12 protein-coding genes are annotated in these 19,241 nt (G+C 37.0%); 7 read left to right on the forward strand and 5 right to left on the reverse strand.

Annotated elements, in window-relative coordinates; translation table 11 throughout:
* The first annotated feature begins 6 nt into the window (after positions 1 to 6).
* Complete coding sequence (locus tag ACQY77_RS12425) at positions 7 to 528, forward strand: gamma carbonic anhydrase family protein (protein ID WP_421941825.1); 522 nt, start codon at positions 7 to 9, stop codon at positions 526 to 528.
* Here ACQY77_RS12425 and ACQY77_RS12430 read toward each other — a convergent pair.
* The 3 genes from ACQY77_RS12430 to ACQY77_RS12440 all read right to left on the reverse strand — a co-directional run bounded on the left by ACQY77_RS12430 (position 525) and on the right by ACQY77_RS12440 (position 6,130).
* Positions 525 to 2,165: an Ig-like domain-containing domain gene (locus ACQY77_RS12430; RefSeq protein ID WP_421941824.1), complete on the reverse strand. Its 1,641-nt coding sequence runs from the start codon at positions 2,163 to 2,165 to the stop codon at positions 525 to 527. The two genes, ACQY77_RS12425 and ACQY77_RS12430, sit on opposite strands and share 4 nt — an antisense overlap.
* Positions 2,166 to 2,296: 131 nt before the next feature.
* Positions 2,297 to 4,159, reverse strand: coding sequence for a tRNA uridine-5-carboxymethylaminomethyl(34) synthesis enzyme MnmG (gene mnmG, locus ACQY77_RS12435; RefSeq protein ID WP_421941823.1), 1,863 nt, complete (start codon positions 4,157 to 4,159; stop codon positions 2,297 to 2,299).
* 108 nt (positions 4,160 to 4,267) lie between these two features.
* Positions 4,268 to 6,130 carry an ABC-F family ATP-binding cassette domain-containing protein gene (locus ACQY77_RS12440; RefSeq protein WP_421941822.1) on the reverse strand — a complete coding sequence of 621 codons (1,863 nt, stop codon included), beginning with the start codon at positions 6,128 to 6,130 and terminating at the stop codon, positions 4,268 to 4,270.
* Between the two features lie 624 nt (positions 6,131 to 6,754).
* On the opposite strand from ACQY77_RS12440, the gene ACQY77_RS12445 reads away from it, so the two are divergent.
* Positions 6,755 to 7,936, forward strand: coding sequence for a threonine aldolase family protein (locus ACQY77_RS12445; RefSeq protein ID WP_421941821.1), 1,182 nt, complete (start codon positions 6,755 to 6,757; stop codon positions 7,934 to 7,936).
* Here the strand turns inward: ACQY77_RS12445 and ybeY are convergent.
* Both ybeY and ACQY77_RS12455 read right to left on the reverse strand, forming a co-directional pair.
* Positions 7,933 to 8,370 carry an rRNA maturation RNase YbeY gene (gene ybeY, locus ACQY77_RS12450; protein ID WP_421941820.1) on the reverse strand — a complete coding sequence of 146 codons (438 nt, stop codon included), beginning with the start codon at positions 8,368 to 8,370 and terminating at the stop codon, positions 7,933 to 7,935. The genes ACQY77_RS12445 and ybeY overlap by 4 nt on opposite strands.
* Positions 8,371 to 8,429: 59 nt before the next feature.
* Positions 8,430 to 11,741 (reverse strand): DUF4175 family protein, encoded by a 3,312-nt coding sequence (locus ACQY77_RS12455; RefSeq protein WP_421941819.1) that lies wholly within the window; start codon positions 11,739 to 11,741, stop codon positions 8,430 to 8,432.
* A 244-nt stretch (positions 11,742 to 11,985) separates the two neighbouring features.
* Between ACQY77_RS12455 and ACQY77_RS12460 the strand changes: the two genes are divergently transcribed.
* The 5 genes from ACQY77_RS12460 to ACQY77_RS12480 all read left to right on the forward strand — a co-directional run bounded on the left by ACQY77_RS12460 (position 11,986) and on the right by ACQY77_RS12480 (position 19,229).
* On the forward strand, positions 11,986 to 12,597 hold the full coding sequence (locus ACQY77_RS12460; protein WP_421941818.1) for a sigma-70 family RNA polymerase sigma factor: 612 nt from the start codon (positions 11,986 to 11,988) through the stop codon (positions 12,595 to 12,597).
* A gap of 150 nt (positions 12,598 to 12,747) precedes the next feature.
* Positions 12,748 to 13,839 carry a FecR family protein gene (locus ACQY77_RS12465; protein ID WP_421941817.1) on the forward strand — a complete coding sequence of 364 codons (1,092 nt, stop codon included), beginning with the start codon at positions 12,748 to 12,750 and terminating at the stop codon, positions 13,837 to 13,839.
* A 16-nt stretch (positions 13,840 to 13,855) separates the two neighbouring features.
* A complete protein-coding gene (locus ACQY77_RS12470) occupies positions 13,856 to 16,975 on the forward strand; it encodes a SusC/RagA family TonB-linked outer membrane protein (RefSeq protein ID WP_421941816.1) in 3,120 nt (1,039 codons plus the stop codon).
* An 8-nt stretch (positions 16,976 to 16,983) separates the two neighbouring features.
* Complete coding sequence (locus ACQY77_RS12475) at positions 16,984 to 18,414, forward strand: RagB/SusD family nutrient uptake outer membrane protein (RefSeq protein ID WP_421941815.1); 1,431 nt, start codon at positions 16,984 to 16,986, stop codon at positions 18,412 to 18,414.
* Between the two features lie 11 nt (positions 18,415 to 18,425).
* A complete protein-coding gene (locus tag ACQY77_RS12480) occupies positions 18,426 to 19,229 on the forward strand; it encodes a DUF4843 domain-containing protein (protein ID WP_421941814.1) in 804 nt (267 codons plus the stop codon).
* The last annotated feature ends 12 nt before the right edge of the window (positions 19,230 to 19,241 follow it).

Here is a 19,241-nt window from a genome sequence, read left to right on the forward strand (position 1 = left end):
ATATATATGCCAGTAATACTACCTGTAAAAGGTAAATATCCCCAGCTGGGGAAGCCAAGTTTTATAGCAGAAAACGCTACAATTGTAGGCGATGTGGAAATGGGCGATGGCTGCTCCATTTGGTTCAATGCGGTTGTTAGAGGAGATGTAAATGCCATTACCATTGGAAAGGAAACGAATATCCAGGATGGTGCGGTGATACACGCTACATATTTAAAAGCTTCCACACACTTAGGTAATCGCGTTTCAGTTGGTCATAATGCCATTGTACATGGATGTACCGTGGAGGACAACGTATTGATTGGTATGGGAGCTATTGTGATGGATCATGCTGTAATTCAGCAGTATTGCATCATTGCTGCCGGCTCAGTTGTACTTGAAAATACCATTTGTGAATCAGGGTATTTATATGCGGGTACCCCTGCAAAAAAGATAAAGCCCATTACTGATGAGCAACGGGCTTTGTTAAATAAATTACCAGATAACTATATGATGTATAGTGAATGGTTTAATCCAACTGCACCTTAATTAGGTGCAGCTGGTATAGTTAATTTTTCTTCCCGCTCCCAGTTTGCCCTTAATGACATTTCCGTTGTTGAATACCAGATCTTTTCAGGCTGAGTTCCATTTTTAACGTTACCAGTATCCCAAATTCCATTTTTATTTTCATCATAAACTACCCTGATAAAATATTTTCCGGCAGGATAATTAGAAAAATTAATGGTAATATTCCGGTTTAAGCTGGTTGATTTAATGATATTTTTTTTCTCATCTATAAACTGTACCAGGTAGTTTTTACTTGTATCCGGAACAGTTACAGCTAAGCCGAGCGTACCATAACTGTCTGTTGTTTCGAGCTTAAATGATTTAGTAACGTCTTTATTTTTAGCACCAAATATAGCTGTGAATGTTCCTGCACTAAACTTAATGTCGTATGTACGTTTATTTTTCCATGGATAAATAACATAATACTTAAGGAAATCTACAGAGTCTTTTAATAATTGAAAGGTAGTGCGCTTTACGGAGTCTTCCAGAAGCGTAACTTTAGATGGATCAGCAGATTCTACCGGGAATGGGAAGGTAAGCGTATAACGCTGATATGGGTTTAATTTTGCCCCTGCAGCATTGTCTGAAATGGATAAATCCCGTGTATAAGTATCTTTTTTTCCCCTGGTAAAATTAAGGGTTTGGAGTACTTTACCTTCATCCTGAATAGCTACTTTAACAGAATCAAAACTCAGATCTTTAAGCCACATTTTTGCCGTATCATTTGTTTTATTGAAATGCACATATTTTCCTACATCAACTTTCGGTGGATCTGTAACGGTGAGTTTGGGATTTTTAAGCTGCTTATTGAAAATAAGCGATATGCTGCCATCATTGTTCAGCTTCCTGTCCAATACCCTGAATTCTCCCGCAAGCTCTTTAAAAACCTTTAAATTGATGTTATCCAGGTTCTTATCAATCTTTATCGTATCCTTAAGAAAACCAATTTCATCAGAAATCTGCTGGTAGATTTTATCTCCCCCACCACTGGCTTCTTTTAAAGCATAGATTTTGTAGTTGCCTTTTCTCAGGTTATTTAACTTATAGTTACCCGAACTATCTGTGGTAGTGTATATAGAAGGTCGCTTTTTACCAAATAGCGTATCCCGTTCAATTGGTAAAATAAAAACGGTAACCTCCTTTTCCGCTTCATCTGTTAATGCATTAATTACTTTACCACTTAATGAAAGCGAGTCTATTTCCGGACCAGTTGAAAAAACATACGAAAGGTTCTTAACCACATTTCCTTCATTTACATCTACAACGGATTTTCCGAAGTTTAAAGTATAAGTTGTATTTTTCTCCAGAGAATCCTGAAGCGTAACTTCTAATCTTTTTTGCTTCTTTTTTAATATTGGTGGTTTTTCCTGATCAGGTGAAATGGAGAATTCCTTAAACTCATCTCTTAGATTAAAATATTCGTCAAACTCAATTACAATTTTCTTACTGTTAAAATTCCGTGTCTGATTTTTTGGTGTCATACTCAAAACTTTGGGTGGTTGAGTATCTTTTGGCCCACCTTGTGGCGCTTGTATAGTTGCACATCCAAAAAGCAGGAGGGAAGCCACTAAGACAACTGTATTTTTGATGTTAAAAATCTGATCTTTTAAATTTGGCATATTTTAAACGTTCTGACGAGTTTTTACCTTTTTTGGAATAATATGGTTAAAATATTTTTTTATCTCTTTATATCTCTTTATATCTCTTTATTTAAAGTCACTATAAAAATATATAATCAATTGATTATCAGTTACTTATTGATATATACCATTAAAACTGAAATATCTGATGGTGAAACTCCAGAAATTCGTGATGCCTGACCTAAGGTTCTTGGTTTGATCTTAAATAATTTTTCTCTCGCTTCTTTAGAGATGGATACGATTTTATTGTAATCAAAATCCGGATTGATTTCTTTATCTTCCATCTTCATCATTTTTTCTACAATTTCATTTTCCTTCTCAAAATAACTTTCGTACTTAATTTTGATTTCGGCCTGCTCAATTGTTTGCTTATCCAGGTATTCCGTTTCTTCAGCTAAAGGCTGGCTCACTTTAATCAAATCATTAAGACCTACTTGTGGTCTGCTAACCAGGCTATATAATTTTACATTTTGATTCAAAGCTGCAGATCCGAGTTGTTCAAGCATTGGATTGGCATCTTTCATTTCGATGCCTTGTGACTTGGTGAATTTAACAAGTGCGTCAGATTTTTCAACTTTGTGTTTAACCTTTTCTAAACGTTCATCACTAATCAATCCTAGTTCGTGACCAATAGGAGTCAGGCGGATATCGGCATTATCTTGTCTTAACAATAAACGATGCTCCGCTCTTGATGTAAACATGCGGTAAGGTTCTTCAGTGCCCTTAGTAACTAAATCATCTATTAAAACACCTATATAACTTTCAGACCTCTTCATGATGAGTTCATGCTTATCGGTTATTTTTTGGTGTGCATTAATTCCAGCCATGAAACCTTGACAAGCTGCTTCTTCGTAACCAGTAGTTCCATTTATCTGTCCGGCTAGAAATAAGTTTTTAATTAACTTGGTTTCTAATGTTAATGATAACTGGGTAGGTGGGAAGAAATCATATTCAATTGCATACCCTGGTCTGAACATTTTAGCTTGTTCAAAACCTGGGATTTGTCTTAATGCTTTAAATTGTACGTCTTCTGGCAAGGAGGTAGAAAAACCATTTACGTAAATTTCGCAGGTGTCCCATCCCTCAGGTTCAACAAAAATCTGGTGTCTGTCACGCTCAGCAAAGCGGTTAATTTTGTCTTCAATTGATGGACAATAGCGTGGACCCAGTCCTTTGATTCGGCCTGTGAACATAGGTGATTTTTCGAATCCTTCTTTTAAAGTTTCGTGTACTTCACTATTGGTATAAGTTATCCAGCAACATCTTTGATCCTGATTGAGGGGAGTATCAGTGAATGAAAATTTGCTTCTGTCTTCATCACCCCACTGTTCTTCCATTTTAGAATAGTCTAAGCTTCTGCCATCAACACGAGGGGGGGTACCCGTTTTCATTCTTCCGGCTTCCATACCCAGTTCTACTAATTGTTCTGTAATACCGGTTGATGATTTTTCTGCTGTACGGCCTCCACCAAATTTCTTTTCTCCAATATGGATGGTTCCATTTAAGAATGTTCCATTAGTAAGTACCACTGCAGTACTTTCTATCTCTATTCCTAATGATGTTTTTACACCGTATACGGTATTATCTTTTATTAATAAGCCTACAACACTATCCTGCCAAATATCTAAATTAGGAGTTCTTTCAAGAGCTAGTCTCCACTCTTCAGCAAAGCGCATCCGATCTATCTGGGCTCTTGGGCTCCACATAGCAGGTCCTTTAGATTTGTTTAACATCCTGAACTGTATAGTTGATTTATCAGATATGATACCCGAATAACCACCCATAGCATCCACCTCGCGAACTATTTGTCCTTTAGCAACACCACCCATAGCAGGATTACAGCTCATTTGAGCAATTGTACCCATGTTCATGGTGATGAGTAATACTGATGAACCGAGGTTGGCGGCAGCAGCAGCAGCTTCGCAACCGGCATGGCCTGCACCAACGACAATTAAGTCATATTTAGAAAACATTTTTCTTTTTATTTATTCTATGTTCCACGTGGAACGTATGTTTATGCTCTTTTGTTTACGATGTTTCACGTGGAACATTAACGTGGAAATCAATAAACAATTGTTTTATTATTCTGATAATTCTAGCCAAAGCATGGTATATTCATCTAGCTTTGATTTTAAACTTTCAATCTCATTCGATAGTTCTTGTATTTTAATATAATCAGAAGCATCTATTGAAATTAAGCTTTCCGAAAGTTTCTTGATTTTTTGTTCGGTTTCTTCCATTCCTTTTTCTGCATCTTCTAACGCGCGTTGCTCTTTAAAGCTGAGCTTTTTTGTAGTTTTTACAGTAACCGTTTCTTGAACGGGAGTAGGTGTAACTTTTGTTTCGTTCTTAACTTTCGGTTGTTCCAAACTTAAACGATACTCTGAGTAGTTACCATTATAAATTTTAACAACGCCTTCACCCTCCATGATGAATAACTGATCACTCATCTTGTCGAGTAGGTAACGATCATGTGAAACCAACATTAATACGCCAGGGAAATTTTCCAGGAACTCTTCCAGTACATTTAAAGTATCTATATCCAAATCGTTGGTAGGTTCATCTAATATGAGGAAGTTTGGATTTTGCATTAATACCTTCATCAAGTGCAGGCGTTTTTTTTCACCGCCACTTAATTTCTCTACCATGCCATGTTGCTTCTTGGGCGGAAAGAGAAATAGCGTTAAGAGTTGTGAAGCGGTAATGGTAGAACCATCTGCCATTTTGATATACTCCGCGTCTGACTTTACAATATCAATTACTCTTTCTTTTGGATCAAATGCCAAACCACCTTGTTTATAATATCCAAATACGGTAGTATCTCCTTTGTCTACTTTTCCACCTTCAGGAATTATGTTTCCGGTAATGATGTTCAGTAGGGTAGATTTACCGGTACCATTCTTTCCGGCAAGACCAATACGATCTGCTTTTTTAAAGGTATAAGTGAAGTCATTAATGATAGAGCGTCCATCAAAAGATTGTTTGATATGATCCAGTTCAATGATCTTACCGCCCTGACGCGACATCTTAACTTTTAGTGTAATACTCTGATTATCAGACTTTTTCTTTGTTTTTTCTTCTAAATCATAGAATGCATCTATCCTGGCCTGAGATTTCGTTGCACGCGCCTGTGGCATGCGTCTCATCCATTCTAATTCTTTTTTTAATAGCTGCTGATTCTTATGTAAAACAGTCGCGTCTAAGGCCTCTCTTTCGGCTTTCTTTTCCAGAAAGTAGGCGTAATTTCCATTGTAATTGAAAATCTTTCCCCTGTCTAGCTCAACAATGGTATTACAAACATTATCTAAAAAGTAACGATCATGGGTAACCAGTAATATCGTTTTTTGTCCTGTTGTTAAAAGTTTTTCTAACCACTCTATGGTATCAATATCCAAATGGTTGGTAGGTTCATCTAACACTAAAATTTCAGGATCTTCTATTAAAAGCTTAGCCAGTGCTAAACGTTTCTTCTGACCGCCTGATAGGGTGTCAATTTTCTGCTGAAGGTGGGTAATTCCCATTCTGCTGAGAATGGTTTTGATTTCATGTTCATATTCCCACGCATTATGCTCACTTAATTCCTCGTATAAACGATTAAGTTTTTTCTCGTCCGGATTAGGATCTTCAATTAATTCCTCATATTCTTTGATTAACTGCTGTTGTTTATTATCCAGGGAAAAGATAAAATCACTAATGGAATAACCTGCTGTAAATTGAGGTTCCTGGTCTAGAAAACCTATTTTAACAGATTTGTTCTTAACTATTTTTCCTTCAAGAGGAGGAAAGCGTTCTGCCAATAATTTCAATAAGGTACTTTTACCTGCTCCATTAATGCCTACCAACGCTACACGCTGACCCGCATTGATGCCCAAGGTTAAATTTTTAAACAACCATTCGTCATGATAACCATGACCTAAGCCTTCTGCTGCAATTAAAGTGCTCAAAGTTTATATATTACGGATTTATAAAAGAAAATTAGTGCAAAAGTAAGGATAAATTATTTGGTTTATGATGAGTAGAGGAGGCTTATTACAAATCGAATACTTTAGCCGGTATATTTACTGAAGTCAAATGCAGTTAAAATATTATAATTAAATAAAAACAGCGGTGGAATCGCTCCACCGCTGCATCAATCATTAACTAAAACTAAACTTTATCTTTTAAGTGATTAAAACGCCTTATCAGTCGGATTAAATCACTATCTTTATGTTATTCCTTTGGTTATTAGAGTACAAACTGCGCCAAACGTTTCAGCTCATTCGCTTATAATATACCAGTGAGCATTTATTATAGACAAACACGCCCTATTGTTAGACGAACCGGCAATTGTAGTGTTTTATCAGGTACCGCATTAAGGTAAGATTCAGTTATCTGACTTTATCCCCACCAAGTCAAGGTCAAGTCAAAGGCAACTCAAAGGCAAGTCAAGGTTAACTCAAGGTTTTATGGCATTGTTAATCGTTTACCTGTTCTGTATCTGGCAATCTTTTTCCCATGTATCTTAAGCATATATTAACTTTTGATGCGGTTATTCGACTGGAAATAGCTAGTTTTATTAAAAGCTTAAAATGACGGATTTTAAACGTAGAGACTTTATCAGGTTAAGTTCAGTTGCTGCACTGCCTTTACTCAGTCCAGGATTGATGGGATTAGCTACAACTACAGTTAACACATCAAAAGATTCTGAGGCTGTTTATTTTATTAATGACGGGATTTTCTATAAACCCACAGATTTCCTGGCTCAGTTACAGGAAATTAACCGTCAGAGTCCTATAGAACGGGATATTTATGGAGAAGGGGCTACGATGGAAAAACTACTTCAAAAATTTATAGAAATAACCGGCAAAGAAGCTGCCGTTTATTTACCATCGGGTACATTGGCCAATCAGCTGGCTATTAGTCAGCTTTGCGGAACAAATACAAAGGCATGTGTGCAGGAAACCAGCCATGTTTACCGTGATGAAGGGGATGCTGCTCAAACATTATTCAATAAACGATTAATTCCTTTGGCAGCAGGTAAGCATTACTTTACCCTGGAAGAGTTGCAGGAATCTATCCGATACCATCAGGAAGCTGAGGCTTTTGCTGCTGGAGTAGGGGCAATATCGATTGAAACGCCGGTTCGCCGTTGCGATGGACAGGCATTTCCACTGGCAGAAATAAAGAGAATTTCTGCATGGTGTAAACAGCAGGGATATAAGCTACACCTGGATGGTGCGAGGCTTCATATGGCAACAGCTTTTACGGATAGCAGTATTGAAGCCTATGCCGAATGCTTTGATTCTGTGTATATGTGCTTGTACAAGTATTTAGGAGCCACAGGAGGTGCTGTTTTATGTGGGGATAAAGCTTTCATCGATCAAATGCATCACTTGATTAAAATCCATGGGGGATGCATATTTACCAATTGGACCAATGCTGCAATGGCCCTTCATCATTTGAATACGATTGATGAGGTAATGGGTCAGATAAAAGCAAAATCTAAAGCACTTTTTACGTTGATGGCTAAGCTAAAAGACCTTGAAATTTTGCCATTGGTAGATGGAACGAATCTCTTTAACGTTAAACTTGGAAAAGGGATTGATCCGCAAAAGCTAAATGCACGCTTAAGGGCGCAACACAATATCATATTTGGGCAACCTAAGGCAGATGGTTTCGTAAAAATTAAGGTAAATCCAACTTTATTGAGGAGGGATAATCAGCAGATTTATGACTCCTTTAAAGAAGCAATTGCTTTTGCAAAGGTTTAAAGAAGTCCTGTTTCGGCCCTAAAAGCCAAATATTCATCTTCTTTCTGTGTCATTAATGTCTTGGCGGCTTTGCCTTTGTCTTTGTAACCCAACAAATGAAGTGTTCCATGAATCATAATGCGGCAGACCTCATCAAAATCGCTTGTTTTAAAGGTTTTGGCATTTTCTTTTACGCGTTCAATGCTGATAAAAATATCGCTTACTATTAATTTTTCTTCTTCTGAATTATCAAAAGTGATGATATCGGTATAAGTATCGTGGTTTAAGTATTGCTGATTGATGGTTAGTAAATATTCATCACTGCAAAAGATAAAATTTAACTCACCAAGCTTAAAACCTTCCTTTTCTATTGTTGCCTTAATCCATTTCTTAACTTTTAATTTTTGAGGTAAATTGTAAGAAATCGATTCTGTAAAAAATGAAATGGCTGCCATAAATGCGGTTTTTTGGCAAAGTTAGAAACTAATTTGTAGACATCAGAATAAGGGAGAAATTAATTTACCTGGTTCAGCGATTTCAAATACTCAGCTACTTTGTTTTTATAGTAATAGTTTAAAGCAGGAGGCAGTTTTTGGAGCATATCATTTCCGCTTTGCTGTTGTTTCTGATAATCTTTAAGCATTTTTTGATAAGAAGGAGGGAACTCCTTAGCCGCTTTACTTTCACGTTTACTATCCTCTTCCTGATCTCTTTCTGCTTTCTCTGCTTCCAGGAGTTTAGTTAAAAGTTCTTTCTGACGCTGAATGGTTTCTTGTTGCAAGCGTTTATTCACTAAATCACTTTCCGTTTGCTTCATCTCCTGGATGGCCTGATTGAGGTTCCCCATTTTACCCTTGCCATCCTTATTTTCCTCGCGGTTTATCTTTTCCAATGCCTGGCGAATCATCTGCTGCTGTTGAGCCATTTTACCAAATTCCTGACTCATCTGGCCTTTGCCTACAGTACCCTGATTTCCAGATTTTTGCATCTGCTCGCGGGCTTTTTGCATGCTTTTATTCAGTTGATCCTGCATTTGGCTCAATTGCTTCATACCCTGTTTCTGCTTGCCTTTGCCGCCTTTAGCATTCTTACTCATGTTCTGTAATTGATTAAGGGCTTCACTCAACATCAAACTGAGGTTATTGATAGAAGTCATGGTAAATTGCTGGTAACGATTGGCTTCTGGGGTACGTCTTTCGCCGAGGCTTTCCAGGCTTTTATCGAGGTTGAAATTGATCTTGTTCATTTCCTCATTTACCGTAGATTCTATCTGGGGTACGCGTTTACTCAGGGCGTACAAACTATCAGCGATGGTTTTCAGGTTATCTTTTATGGTCCGTTGCTTTTGAACGTTGCCGGTGTACGATGGATCAGCTGAAGTCATTTTCTTTAAATTCAGCATCACCTTTTCCTGCTCAAAAGAAGTATTCAATAGATTTTCCAGTAGCCTCCTTAATTCTTTTGCATTCAAATTATTTTCCATTTCCTCTCCCTGCTGCTGCATCTCCTGCATTTTTTTGGAGAGTTTTTCCATTTGCTCTGAAGCCTTTTGCTGCTTCTGGCTGGCACTTTTATTGTCTTTCTGTTCCAGAGCGTCTTTACTGTCTTGTTGCTGTTTCTGGATATCCTGAACATCTTTTTCAGGATTTTCGAAAGGGTTCGGCTTTTCTAGAGACTGATTTTTTTCTTCGAGTTTTTTAAGATCCTCTTTCAAATCCTTCATCTCTTTGCTGAGTTCTTCCTGTTTGTTTTTAAGGCTGTTGTTGTCCTTATTTTTGTTTTTGGTTTGCTCAGCAAGTTCCTTTTGCTCTTTGGCTAAATCATTTAAGCGGTCGATATCATTTTGAAGATTTTGCTCAAATTCTAACTGTTTGTAGAGTTCCAAAATCCTATCGAGTTCGTTTTTAAGGGTTTTGTTATCCAGTTGCATCTTAGATAGCTCATTTTGAGTCTGTTGTTTATCCCGGTCATTGATCAGGTTCTGCAATTTCTGCAGGAGTTCTTTAGTTTTCTCATCCAAAACATTATCAAAGAGATCTTTTATCTGCTTTTGTTTTTCCAGAAGTTCCTGTGTTTGTGCCTGATCTTCCTGCTGTTTGATATTTTTTTCATTGAGTTCTTTGATCTCTTTAACGGCATCTTCTAACTGTTTCTGTTTATCCAGTAATTGTTCAATTTGCTTTTTATCCTCGAAAGAGATTTGCTTCTTATCAATTAAGCTTTCGGCTACTTTTTTGCTTTCCTTTTCGATGGTATTGGCCAGGCGGATGGCAGATTGCATTTTTTGTTTTAAGGCCTGATTATTGGCACTGGTTTGCGCTGCCACTTCCTGTTTGGTTGGTTGCTTAAAAGTTTTGATCTCCGAACGGGTAACTTTAGCTCCGTTCACGCCATCGTTATCGGCTACTTCAAAATAATATTCTAATTCCTGCCCAGGCTTAAGTGTGGCAGTTTTTACATCCCAGAAATAGAAGAAACTATTTTCTGTAGCCTTACTTCTAATGGAAATATTTTTTGTGGTTATAGATAAAACTTTGTTATTGTCTTTAATCTGATATTTGAAACTCAGTCGGCTAAAACCATAGTCATCGCTAACCTGGCCTGTAAAATAAAGGGCTTTATTGCTAATGGAGTCTGGCTTTTCTACCACTGAGATTGATGGAGACTGATCTTTAATTACGGTTATCTGATGGCTAAGGGAATCACTTAATGTAACGTGCTCATTTTTTGGGCTTATACTATATTTTGCATTGTTTTTTATTACCGCAGTAAATGCAGATTCATCTTCATTAATGGGAATAAGGTGTTGAACATTATTTAGTACAAATCTGAGCGAATTACTTTTGGCTGTTTTAAAGTTCCACAATACTTTGGTGCCTTCGGGTAAAAGCAAATCGCCAACATTGTTAACGGTTTCGGGCTTCTTATCCAAATATGCCGGGAAGTTTAATGTTGCCGTAGCCTGGAGTAATTCCGGACGAGGTTTTACCGATATATTGAACACCGCCGAACTAAAGCCGCCACCTTTAAAAACAAGTTTTTTGTCGCTCTGGATATTTTTAAGCTGATAATTAAACCTGCTCAGGCTTTCCTTTTCAAGTTTGTAGGTGTTTTTTCCGTCTTCTACATAAACCTCTGCAGGGATCCCATCCCCAGAAAGTTTTAGGTTTAACCTAAGATCGTCGCCTTGAGTAACAGATAAACTTTTATTTAAAACCTGGAAGGTAAAGGGGGCTGTAGGTGCGATATATTCATCATACTTTAAAAAGCTCTTGGTTCCTTCTCTTAAAATAGCGGGAGCAATAACGCCAATAAGCAAGATAATGGATAGCGGGATGATCAGGAACTTTAAATATTTTTTATTGTCGTTAATCCTTACAGCAGTATAAAAGGGAACAGGTTTAAGTTCGAGTATTTTTTGGTCTATGCTGGCTAAAATGAGTTGATTGTTTTCGGGTAATTTTTCAGAAAGCTGATGAAGCTGAAGCGTATTAAGAAGCTTATCTTTAATATCAGAGAAGTGGTTACCAATAATGATGGAGGCTTCTTCAAAAGACAGGTGTTTTCCCAATTTGAGCATGGCCATTAATGGTTTTATTATTAAAAAACCAATAAGTAATGCACCAAGAAGGATGTATGCAAAAAAAACAATCGTTTTAAATACAATTCCCGGATTGAGGTAATAGAGGCAGGTAAAAACCAAAAGATAGAGTGCAAGTAAAATTGCAGCCACATAAATGCTGCCCCGCAGAATTTTATTAAGATAAAATTTACGGATAAACTCATCAATTTTTCTGATTAACTCATTGTAATTGTTGCTCAACATATCACCGTAAATGTAAAAATAGTTGTTATCAATTTAAAGAAATTGCTCCATATGATAACGTGTTTATTTTAAATGATTTATGTAAAATGAATTTTTTCGGCTTAAATAAGTAAAATTTGATTATTTAACTGATTTTATTTGAAAATAGAACAAACGTTTGATTGATGCTTTCCGCGCCCATTTGCATCGAAAAAATGTTAAAGTTTTATCGATTGTTTGATATTTATTTAATGTTAAAATATATTTGAAGTACAGAACCTCTCAAATTAACTATTTTAAACTATCCCAAACAAACCGCAGGAAGATCCTGAAAATGGAGTATATTGCTGAGCTAACGTCTGGTTGTTTACAAACTTTTCAAAGCGTTTATCGTTTGTACAACCAAAAACTTTATGCTTATATTCTGAAGAAAACCAATTCTGAATATATGGCAGAAGAGGTGGTGCAGTTAACTTTTATACGGCTTTGGGAAAAACGCAGGAATCTTTCTGCCGAATACAGCATTTCTGCTCAAATATTCAAAATGGCCGGAACCATTTTGATTGATCAGCTAAGAAAAGAGGCCATCAGCCAAAAGCATTTAAGCATTGTTGAGACTGAGCGCGCGAAACCTGCTGCACCGGATTTGGATCTCGAGATTTTAGAACAGGCCATTGAGCAAATGGCGCCGGTCAGGAAAAAAGTTTTCAAGTTGAGCAAATTGGATGGATATTCTTACAAGGAAATCGCCGAACTGCTTTCTATATCGCCTAAAACGGTCGAAAATCATATGACTAAAGCGCTAAAACAGCTTCGGGCCGCTTTTTCGTCAATAATTTCTCTGGCAATCATCATGTCGACTATTATTAACCGATAATCGAAGAAATTTTTATGTTTTCTTGAATTGTCAGTTAAAATTGTAAATAAAAATCGCTATTCTGGTGATTGAAGCAACGTTTTTAATAAAAATCTAAAAAAAATATTTCGCTCAGTAGGGGTAAACCTTCATCAAAAACGTAATGTAGTTATGCAAATCAACCAAAAGTTAGTTGACAAGTTCTTCGCCGGGCAGTGTACTGCCGAAGAAGCCCGCATGGTAAGTAAATTTTTGGAAGAACCATCCAATAGAGAAATTTACTTAAATCCATCGGACTGGGAAGAGTTTGTGGTTGAAGATGAGGTACCCGGGGAGATTTCAGATCGGGTTTATGTGAATGTTTTGGATCATATTCACGAAAAGAAAGCAGCCAAACGGGTTAAATTGAAATATCTGGCCTATGCGGCATCTGTGGCGCTTGTTTTTTCTGCTGGCTGGCTGGTATTTAGTACTAAACCAGAACCACAAGGTGTATTAACGCAGGTGGTTAAGCAGGTTAAAAAACCCGTGGCAGCAAGGGTGCTTACCTTTTTTACCAATACCAGCAATACCAAAAAGAATTATACTTTACCAGATGGTACTTTGGTAACATTAAATCCTAATAGTGAAGTAAGCTTTTTACCATTCGACCAGGGGAAGAGAGATGTGAAGCTGGTGGGAGAAGGATTATTTAAAGTACATAAAGATAAAACAAAGCCCTTTACCGTGTACGCTAATAATTTGGCTACTACAGCTTTAGGTACGGTGTTTAGCGTAACAGCTTTTAAGAAAGGTGTTTTTACAAAAGTTAACCTGATTGAGGGTAAGGTGGTGGTAAGGCCACAAAATTTATTGGAATTGAAAGGTATAAAAACTGTTTACCTAACTCCTGGTAAATCTTTTACGGTTAATATGCAAACCTATTATGCAGTAGTTACAGATTTGAATGCTGCACCAATAAAGAAAGTTATAGCTGCTGAGCCAAGCAGGGCAATTATTACTGAAAGGGCAATAGCCTTTGATAATGAAAGCCTGGCCGGCGTGTTTAATGTTTTAGAAACTAAACTGAATATTCAGATAAAATACAATGCAAACCAGATCAGTAAAAAAGTATTCACTGGTCAGTACGAATTCGGACGCGATGACGCTGATTCATTCTTGAATATGCTTTGTGCGCTCAATAATCTGGTTGCAGAGAAAACAGATGCGGGATATACGATAAAGACAATTAACACAAAAGCCAAACAGGCAATGCACAACTAAACCTAACCTAAACTTCATGATTAAAATTTTTACTAAAAGGAACGTTCCAAAACGTGTCTTAATGCTATGCTTATGCCTTTATTTAGGGTTTAGCGCTTATGCGCAAACACCGGCAGTAAGGGGGGTAGTTAAAGATGCTAAAGAAACTATTGTAGGGGCAACAGTAGTGGCACAGAACGTAAAAACGGGCGCAAAAACAACCACCTCATCAGACAAAAACGGTGTTTTCACTTTTCCAAAATTACCTGCCGGGCAATATAGATTCAGTATTTCATTTATGGGATACGAGGGTAAAACAGTACCCGGAGAGGTAAAAGATGGGGGAACTTTTTCGCTATCGGTGGTATTGAAAGAGAGTTCGACTAGTCTGGATAAAGATGTTATTGTAACTGGTATAATGACCCGAAAAAAAGAATCATTTACTGGTGCTGCTGCAACTTTTACTGGAGATGAGCTAAAGATGCTGGGCAACCAAAATGTTATCCAGAGTTTAAAAACACTAGATCCATCCTTTATACAGATTGAAAATAATGCAATGGGTTCAAATCCAAATGTTTTACCTACAATTGAGTTAAGGGGACAAACCAGTATTGCCAATAATACTTCTACCAATACACTGAGAGATCAATTTTCTACAGATCCTAATCAACCCCTATTTATTTTGGATGGCTTCGAAACTAACCTGAGAACCATTGTTGATCTGGATATGAATACAGTGGCCTCAATTACCATTTTAAAGGATGCCGCGTCAACAGCCATATATGGTTCCAGGGCTTCAAATGGAGTAATTGTAGTAGAGACTAAGAAACCCTTACCTGGTAAATTGAGAATAAGCTATACTTCAGATTTAAGAGTAGAGCTTCCTGATTTGGGATCTTATAATATGATGAATTCGGAGGAGAAACTTCAATTTGAAAGATTGGCGGGTAGATATAAGGCAGAAACTCCTGATAGACAGTTGCTAATGGATACTGTTTATTCCTCTAGGTTAAAAGAAGTTTTGCGTGGTGTAAATACCTATTGGCTTTCTCAACCTTTGCAAACAGGTTTTTCTCAACGCCACTCCCTTACTGCCTCTGGCGGTGATGATCAGGTTCGTTATGACTTAGGTGCAAATGTTCGTAAGAACGCAGCAACGATGATCGGTTCCAAAAGAGATGAATGGGGAACGAATTTGACATTAACCTATCGATCAGGAATCTTTAATTTCAGTAATAGAGCTTATGTGAGCGGGGCAGAGTCTGCAGATTCACCTTATGGTTCATTCACCGATTGGGCAGAAGTCAACCCTTATTACCGTTTATTAGATGCCAGCCACAAATACCTTGAAGTTGTGCCATCCCCATCGATAACAGCTAAAGAATTGATTTTTTACAATAATACCAACTATAACGAAGCTATTCCCAATCCTTATTACAACGCTTCATTAAGCAGTTTTAATAAGAGCTCAAGTTTTAATCTACAAAACAACTTCCAGGCAATAGCCGATTTTACTAAAGAATTAAGATTTCAGATCAACGCTCAAATCAATAAGTCGAGCACAGAATCAACAAGTTTCATCTCTCCTTTAAATACTAAGTTTGATGGAGTAGAGGATCCGTTATTAAAGGGAGAGTATAATTATAGTAAGCTTTCTGGATTAAGTTATACTATAAATGCAGGTTTTTCTTACGCAAAGATTTTTGGAGAAAAACACTCTTTCACAGGAAATCTAAGGGCCGAGCTTTACCAAAATAGTCAATCAGTTAACGGATACGATGCTAAGGGCTTCCCTTCTGCTGCAAATGGTAACCCGGCATTTGCTTATGGATACAACAATAGTTCTGCACCCAACGCGGCTAACTCATTAACACGTAGAAATTCTATTGTTGCCTCGGTGAATTATTCCTTTGATAGAAGATACAATATTGATTTGAACTTTAATATAGATGGATCAACAGCTTTTGGTTCAAATAAAAGATACTCACCTTATTATTCGGCAGGTTTAAGTTGGAATGTAATGAATGAAAGTTTCATGAAAGGGGTAAACTGGATAGATAATTTAAGGCTTAGAGGAAACTGGGGAATAACAGGCAACCAGAATTTTAATAGTGTAAGTAATTCTGTTTATGATTATTATTCTACAATTAATAGTATGGGGCAAGGCGTTTACTTGTCTGGACTGGGTGCGCCAGACTTGGAGTGGCAGAAAACAATTCAAACCAGCTTAGGCTTGGATGCTGCATTTATGAAGAATCGACTAAACTTTTATGTCAATGTTTTCCAAAAGGTAACTGATCCCTTAGTGGTTGCAATAACACTTCCATCTTCCACAGGATTAAGCAACTACCCATTTAATGCAGGTGCTTCCACAGTAAAAGGGTTAGAAGCTAGTTTTAGATTTTCACCAATTTTTAATCCAGGTACTGTTGTTTGGACATTGGGTGTTACAGGAGCTATGAGTGATCAAAAATACAGCAAGTTTAATAACAAATTGAACAGTTTAAACAATCAGTTAAGAAACAGTAATTCGCTAACGCGGTACCGTGATGGGTATAGTTCTTACGATTTATGGGCAGTTCCCTCATTGGGTATAGATCCAGCAACAGGAAAAGAAGTGTTTTTAAAAACTAATGGTCAGTATACCTATACTTATAGTGCTGCCGATCAGGTTGTTGTTGGTTCTTCCAGGCCAAAGGCGGAGGGTGTTTTCAGTTCTAATTTGTTTTACAAAGGATTTAACCTTGGGGTTTCAGTAAGGTACATCTGGGATAAAAATCAATTTAATTCGGCTTTATACAACAAGGTAGAAAATATTTCATACGTTTCTTTAAGATATAACCAAGATAAAAGAGCACTTTATGACCGTTGGAGAAATCCGGGTGATATTTCACAATACAAAAGTATTGCTATTAATAATACTTCACCAATGTCTTCAAGATTCGTTCAAAGCGAAACTTCCTTCTCTGGAGAATCCATCAACTTAGGGTATGAATTTAAAAACAAAAAATGGCTAGATAAAGCGTCTCTATCATCCGTAACACTAAATGCGTATTCAAACGATATTTTTTATTTATCAAATATTGCCAGGGAGAGAGGCATTGATTATCCCTATGCAAAATCAATATCAATGAGTATTAGAGCAACCTTTAAATAATAAACGCTATGAACAAAAACTTAAACTATTACCTATTGGTACTTTTAGCTCTAACGTTTACAAGTTGTAAAAAATGGTTAGATGTTAAACCAGAAGATAAATTTATAGAGAACCAACTTTATTCTACACCTCAAGGCTTTGCGGATGCAAATAATGGATTTTATATCAACAATGGAGATAATAAACTCTACGGTGCAACACTGAGTTGTACCACAATGGATATATTGGCACAGCTTTATCTGGTAAGTTCAGGAAATGCATCTCATTATCAAATGTCAACCTATGGCTACAGTCAGGATAGACCAAAAGCAACTATCGATGGAATATGGACAAACTTATACCTCAGCATAGCCAATGCAAATAAATTCTTAGAAAGTTTAGACACTTATGAATCTGTTTTGGATGTAAAAACACGAAATCTATACAGAGGCGAAACACTAGGATTGAGAGCAATGTATTATTTCGATTTGATGAGAATGTTTACGAAAAGCTATTCGGCAGATTCACTGTCAGAAGTTTTGCCGTATTATGATAAAATTACCTACGAATTCTCTGAATACAAGCCTTCGAATTACGTGATGCAGAAAGTACTGCAAGATTTGAAAAACGCAGAAGAACTATTACAAGGAAGCGATCCTGCTATGACCCAGTCTCGAATCAGCAGATTAAGTAACACTTATGGGCGTGATACCAGAAATTATAAAATGAATTATTACGCTGTTAAGGCACTTCAGGCAAGGGTAAATATGTGGAAGGGAGATAAGGCTGCTGCTTTGAAGGCAGCGAAAGTGCTGATCGAAAATCAAAGTAAATTTCCCTGGACGACCCTCAGTGATTTAACACTGGGAATTGGAAATAAAATCTTTGGAACAGAAATGATTTATGGGGTGGAGAATACCAAGTTAAATGATCTTCACACTAGTTCATTTTCTGCCGCATTATTCGATTCTGACATTTTAGCTCCAAACACATCAGGAACTTTTATAAATGCTACCGTATTTGAAGGATATGCAACAGACTATCGAAATCAATACATTTGGAAAGTAAATGGCAGACCTTACCCTACATTTTTTAAATATCAGGATGTAGGAAATACATCTTTTAATACCAACCGTACAGTCCCGCTAATCAGAATGGGCGAAATGTATCTAATTGCAGCAGAATGTGAACCAGATAATACACTTGCTGTAGATTATCTCAACACCTTGCGTCTTAAACGAAATATTCCAGCTCTGCCTACAGGAACTACTGGACAGGCGCTAACAACAGCCATAATGAAAGAATACAGAAAGGAATTTTATGGGGAAGGGCAGTTGTTTTTTTATTATAAACGCACGCAAACCAGCTCGATTATTTCTGCAGGAACTAATGCTGCAATGACCATTACCGCTGCGAATTTTACTTTTCCAGTTCCTCTTTCAGAAACTACACCACGATAACAAATATTATTATGAAAAAAGAAATTATTTATATCTGTGTTTTGGCATTTGTGATGATGCTAAGCGCTTGTAGAAAAGATGGCCTTGAAGTTTATGATGATGAGGCTGCAAAAAATAGTATATATTTTCCTAAAGCCGATACGATTAACGATCTCACAGTTAGTTTTGGTTATTCAAAATCAAATGTTAAAGATTCTATTTTGAAGATAGTCGTACGTGCAATAGGTTCGCCTCAACCAGCAGACAGATTATACAATTTAACCATATCGGATAGTAGTACGTTAAAGTCAGGCATTGATTATGACTTTTTAAATAAATCCTTTGCTATAAAAGCTGGAAAAGTAGCGGATACCTTAAAGATCAAGCTTTACCGAAATGCGGCAATGGCGAAAGATAGTTTATTCTTGTATTTGGATTTAAAACCTAATGAAAATTTCACTAATGATTACCTATATAGACCTGTTACTAGTAACAATAAAGTCTATATGAAATATTATACCCGCTTGAAGTTGAAGGTTGATGACATAGCTGGTCCTCCACCATTCTGGACACCCGGAAACACGTACTATACCTCAACTATAGGATACCTTGGCACATTTAGTTCCTTAAAATTCCAAATGTTGATTAGCAGATACAATCTTGATGTACAGGAACTCGTTCAGCCTAATTGGTTTAATGTAAACGGAAATGGAAGGCGCTTAGGGGGATGGGCTAACGGCCTAAAAGCCTACTTCACTCAAATGGCATTAGCAGGTACACCAATCTATGAAGCAGATGGAGTAACATTAATGACAATGGGTAGATATGCGCAATAATCAAAAATAACT

It is taken from the genome of Pedobacter sp., assembly GCF_965279535.1.
In the GTDB taxonomy this organism is placed as follows: domain Bacteria; phylum Bacteroidota; class Bacteroidia; order Sphingobacteriales; family Sphingobacteriaceae; genus Pedobacter.

Bases quoted from the DNA above. Each gene is read 5' to 3' on its own strand.
- ACQY77_RS12430 (WP_421941824.1), bottom strand. From the start codon at position 2,165: ATGCCAAATTTAAAAGATCAGATTTTTAACATCAAAAATACAGTTGTC.
- ACQY77_RS12465 (WP_421941817.1), top strand. From the start codon at position 12,748: ATGCAAATCAACCAAAAGTTAGTTGACAAGTTCTTCGCCGGGCAGTGT.
- ACQY77_RS12480 (WP_421941814.1), top strand. From the start codon at position 18,426: ATGAAAAAAGAAATTATTTATATCTGTGTTTTGGCATTTGTGATGATG.
- ACQY77_RS12455 (WP_421941819.1), bottom strand. From the start codon at position 11,741: ATGTTGAGCAACAATTACAATGAGTTAATCAGAAAAATTGATGAGTTT.
- ACQY77_RS12470 (WP_421941816.1), top strand. From the start codon at position 13,856: ATGATTAAAATTTTTACTAAAAGGAACGTTCCAAAACGTGTCTTAATG.
- mnmG (WP_421941823.1), bottom strand. From the start codon at position 4,159: ATGTTTTCTAAATATGACTTAATTGTCGTTGGTGCAGGCCATGCCGGT.
- ACQY77_RS12425 (WP_421941825.1), top strand. From the start codon at position 7: ATGCCAGTAATACTACCTGTAAAAGGTAAATATCCCCAGCTGGGGAAG.
- ACQY77_RS12445 (WP_421941821.1), top strand. From the start codon at position 6,755: ATGACGGATTTTAAACGTAGAGACTTTATCAGGTTAAGTTCAGTTGCT.
- ACQY77_RS12475 (WP_421941815.1), top strand. From the start codon at position 16,984: ATGAACAAAAACTTAAACTATTACCTATTGGTACTTTTAGCTCTAACG.
- ybeY (WP_421941820.1), bottom strand. From the start codon at position 8,370: ATGGCAGCCATTTCATTTTTTACAGAATCGATTTCTTACAATTTACCT.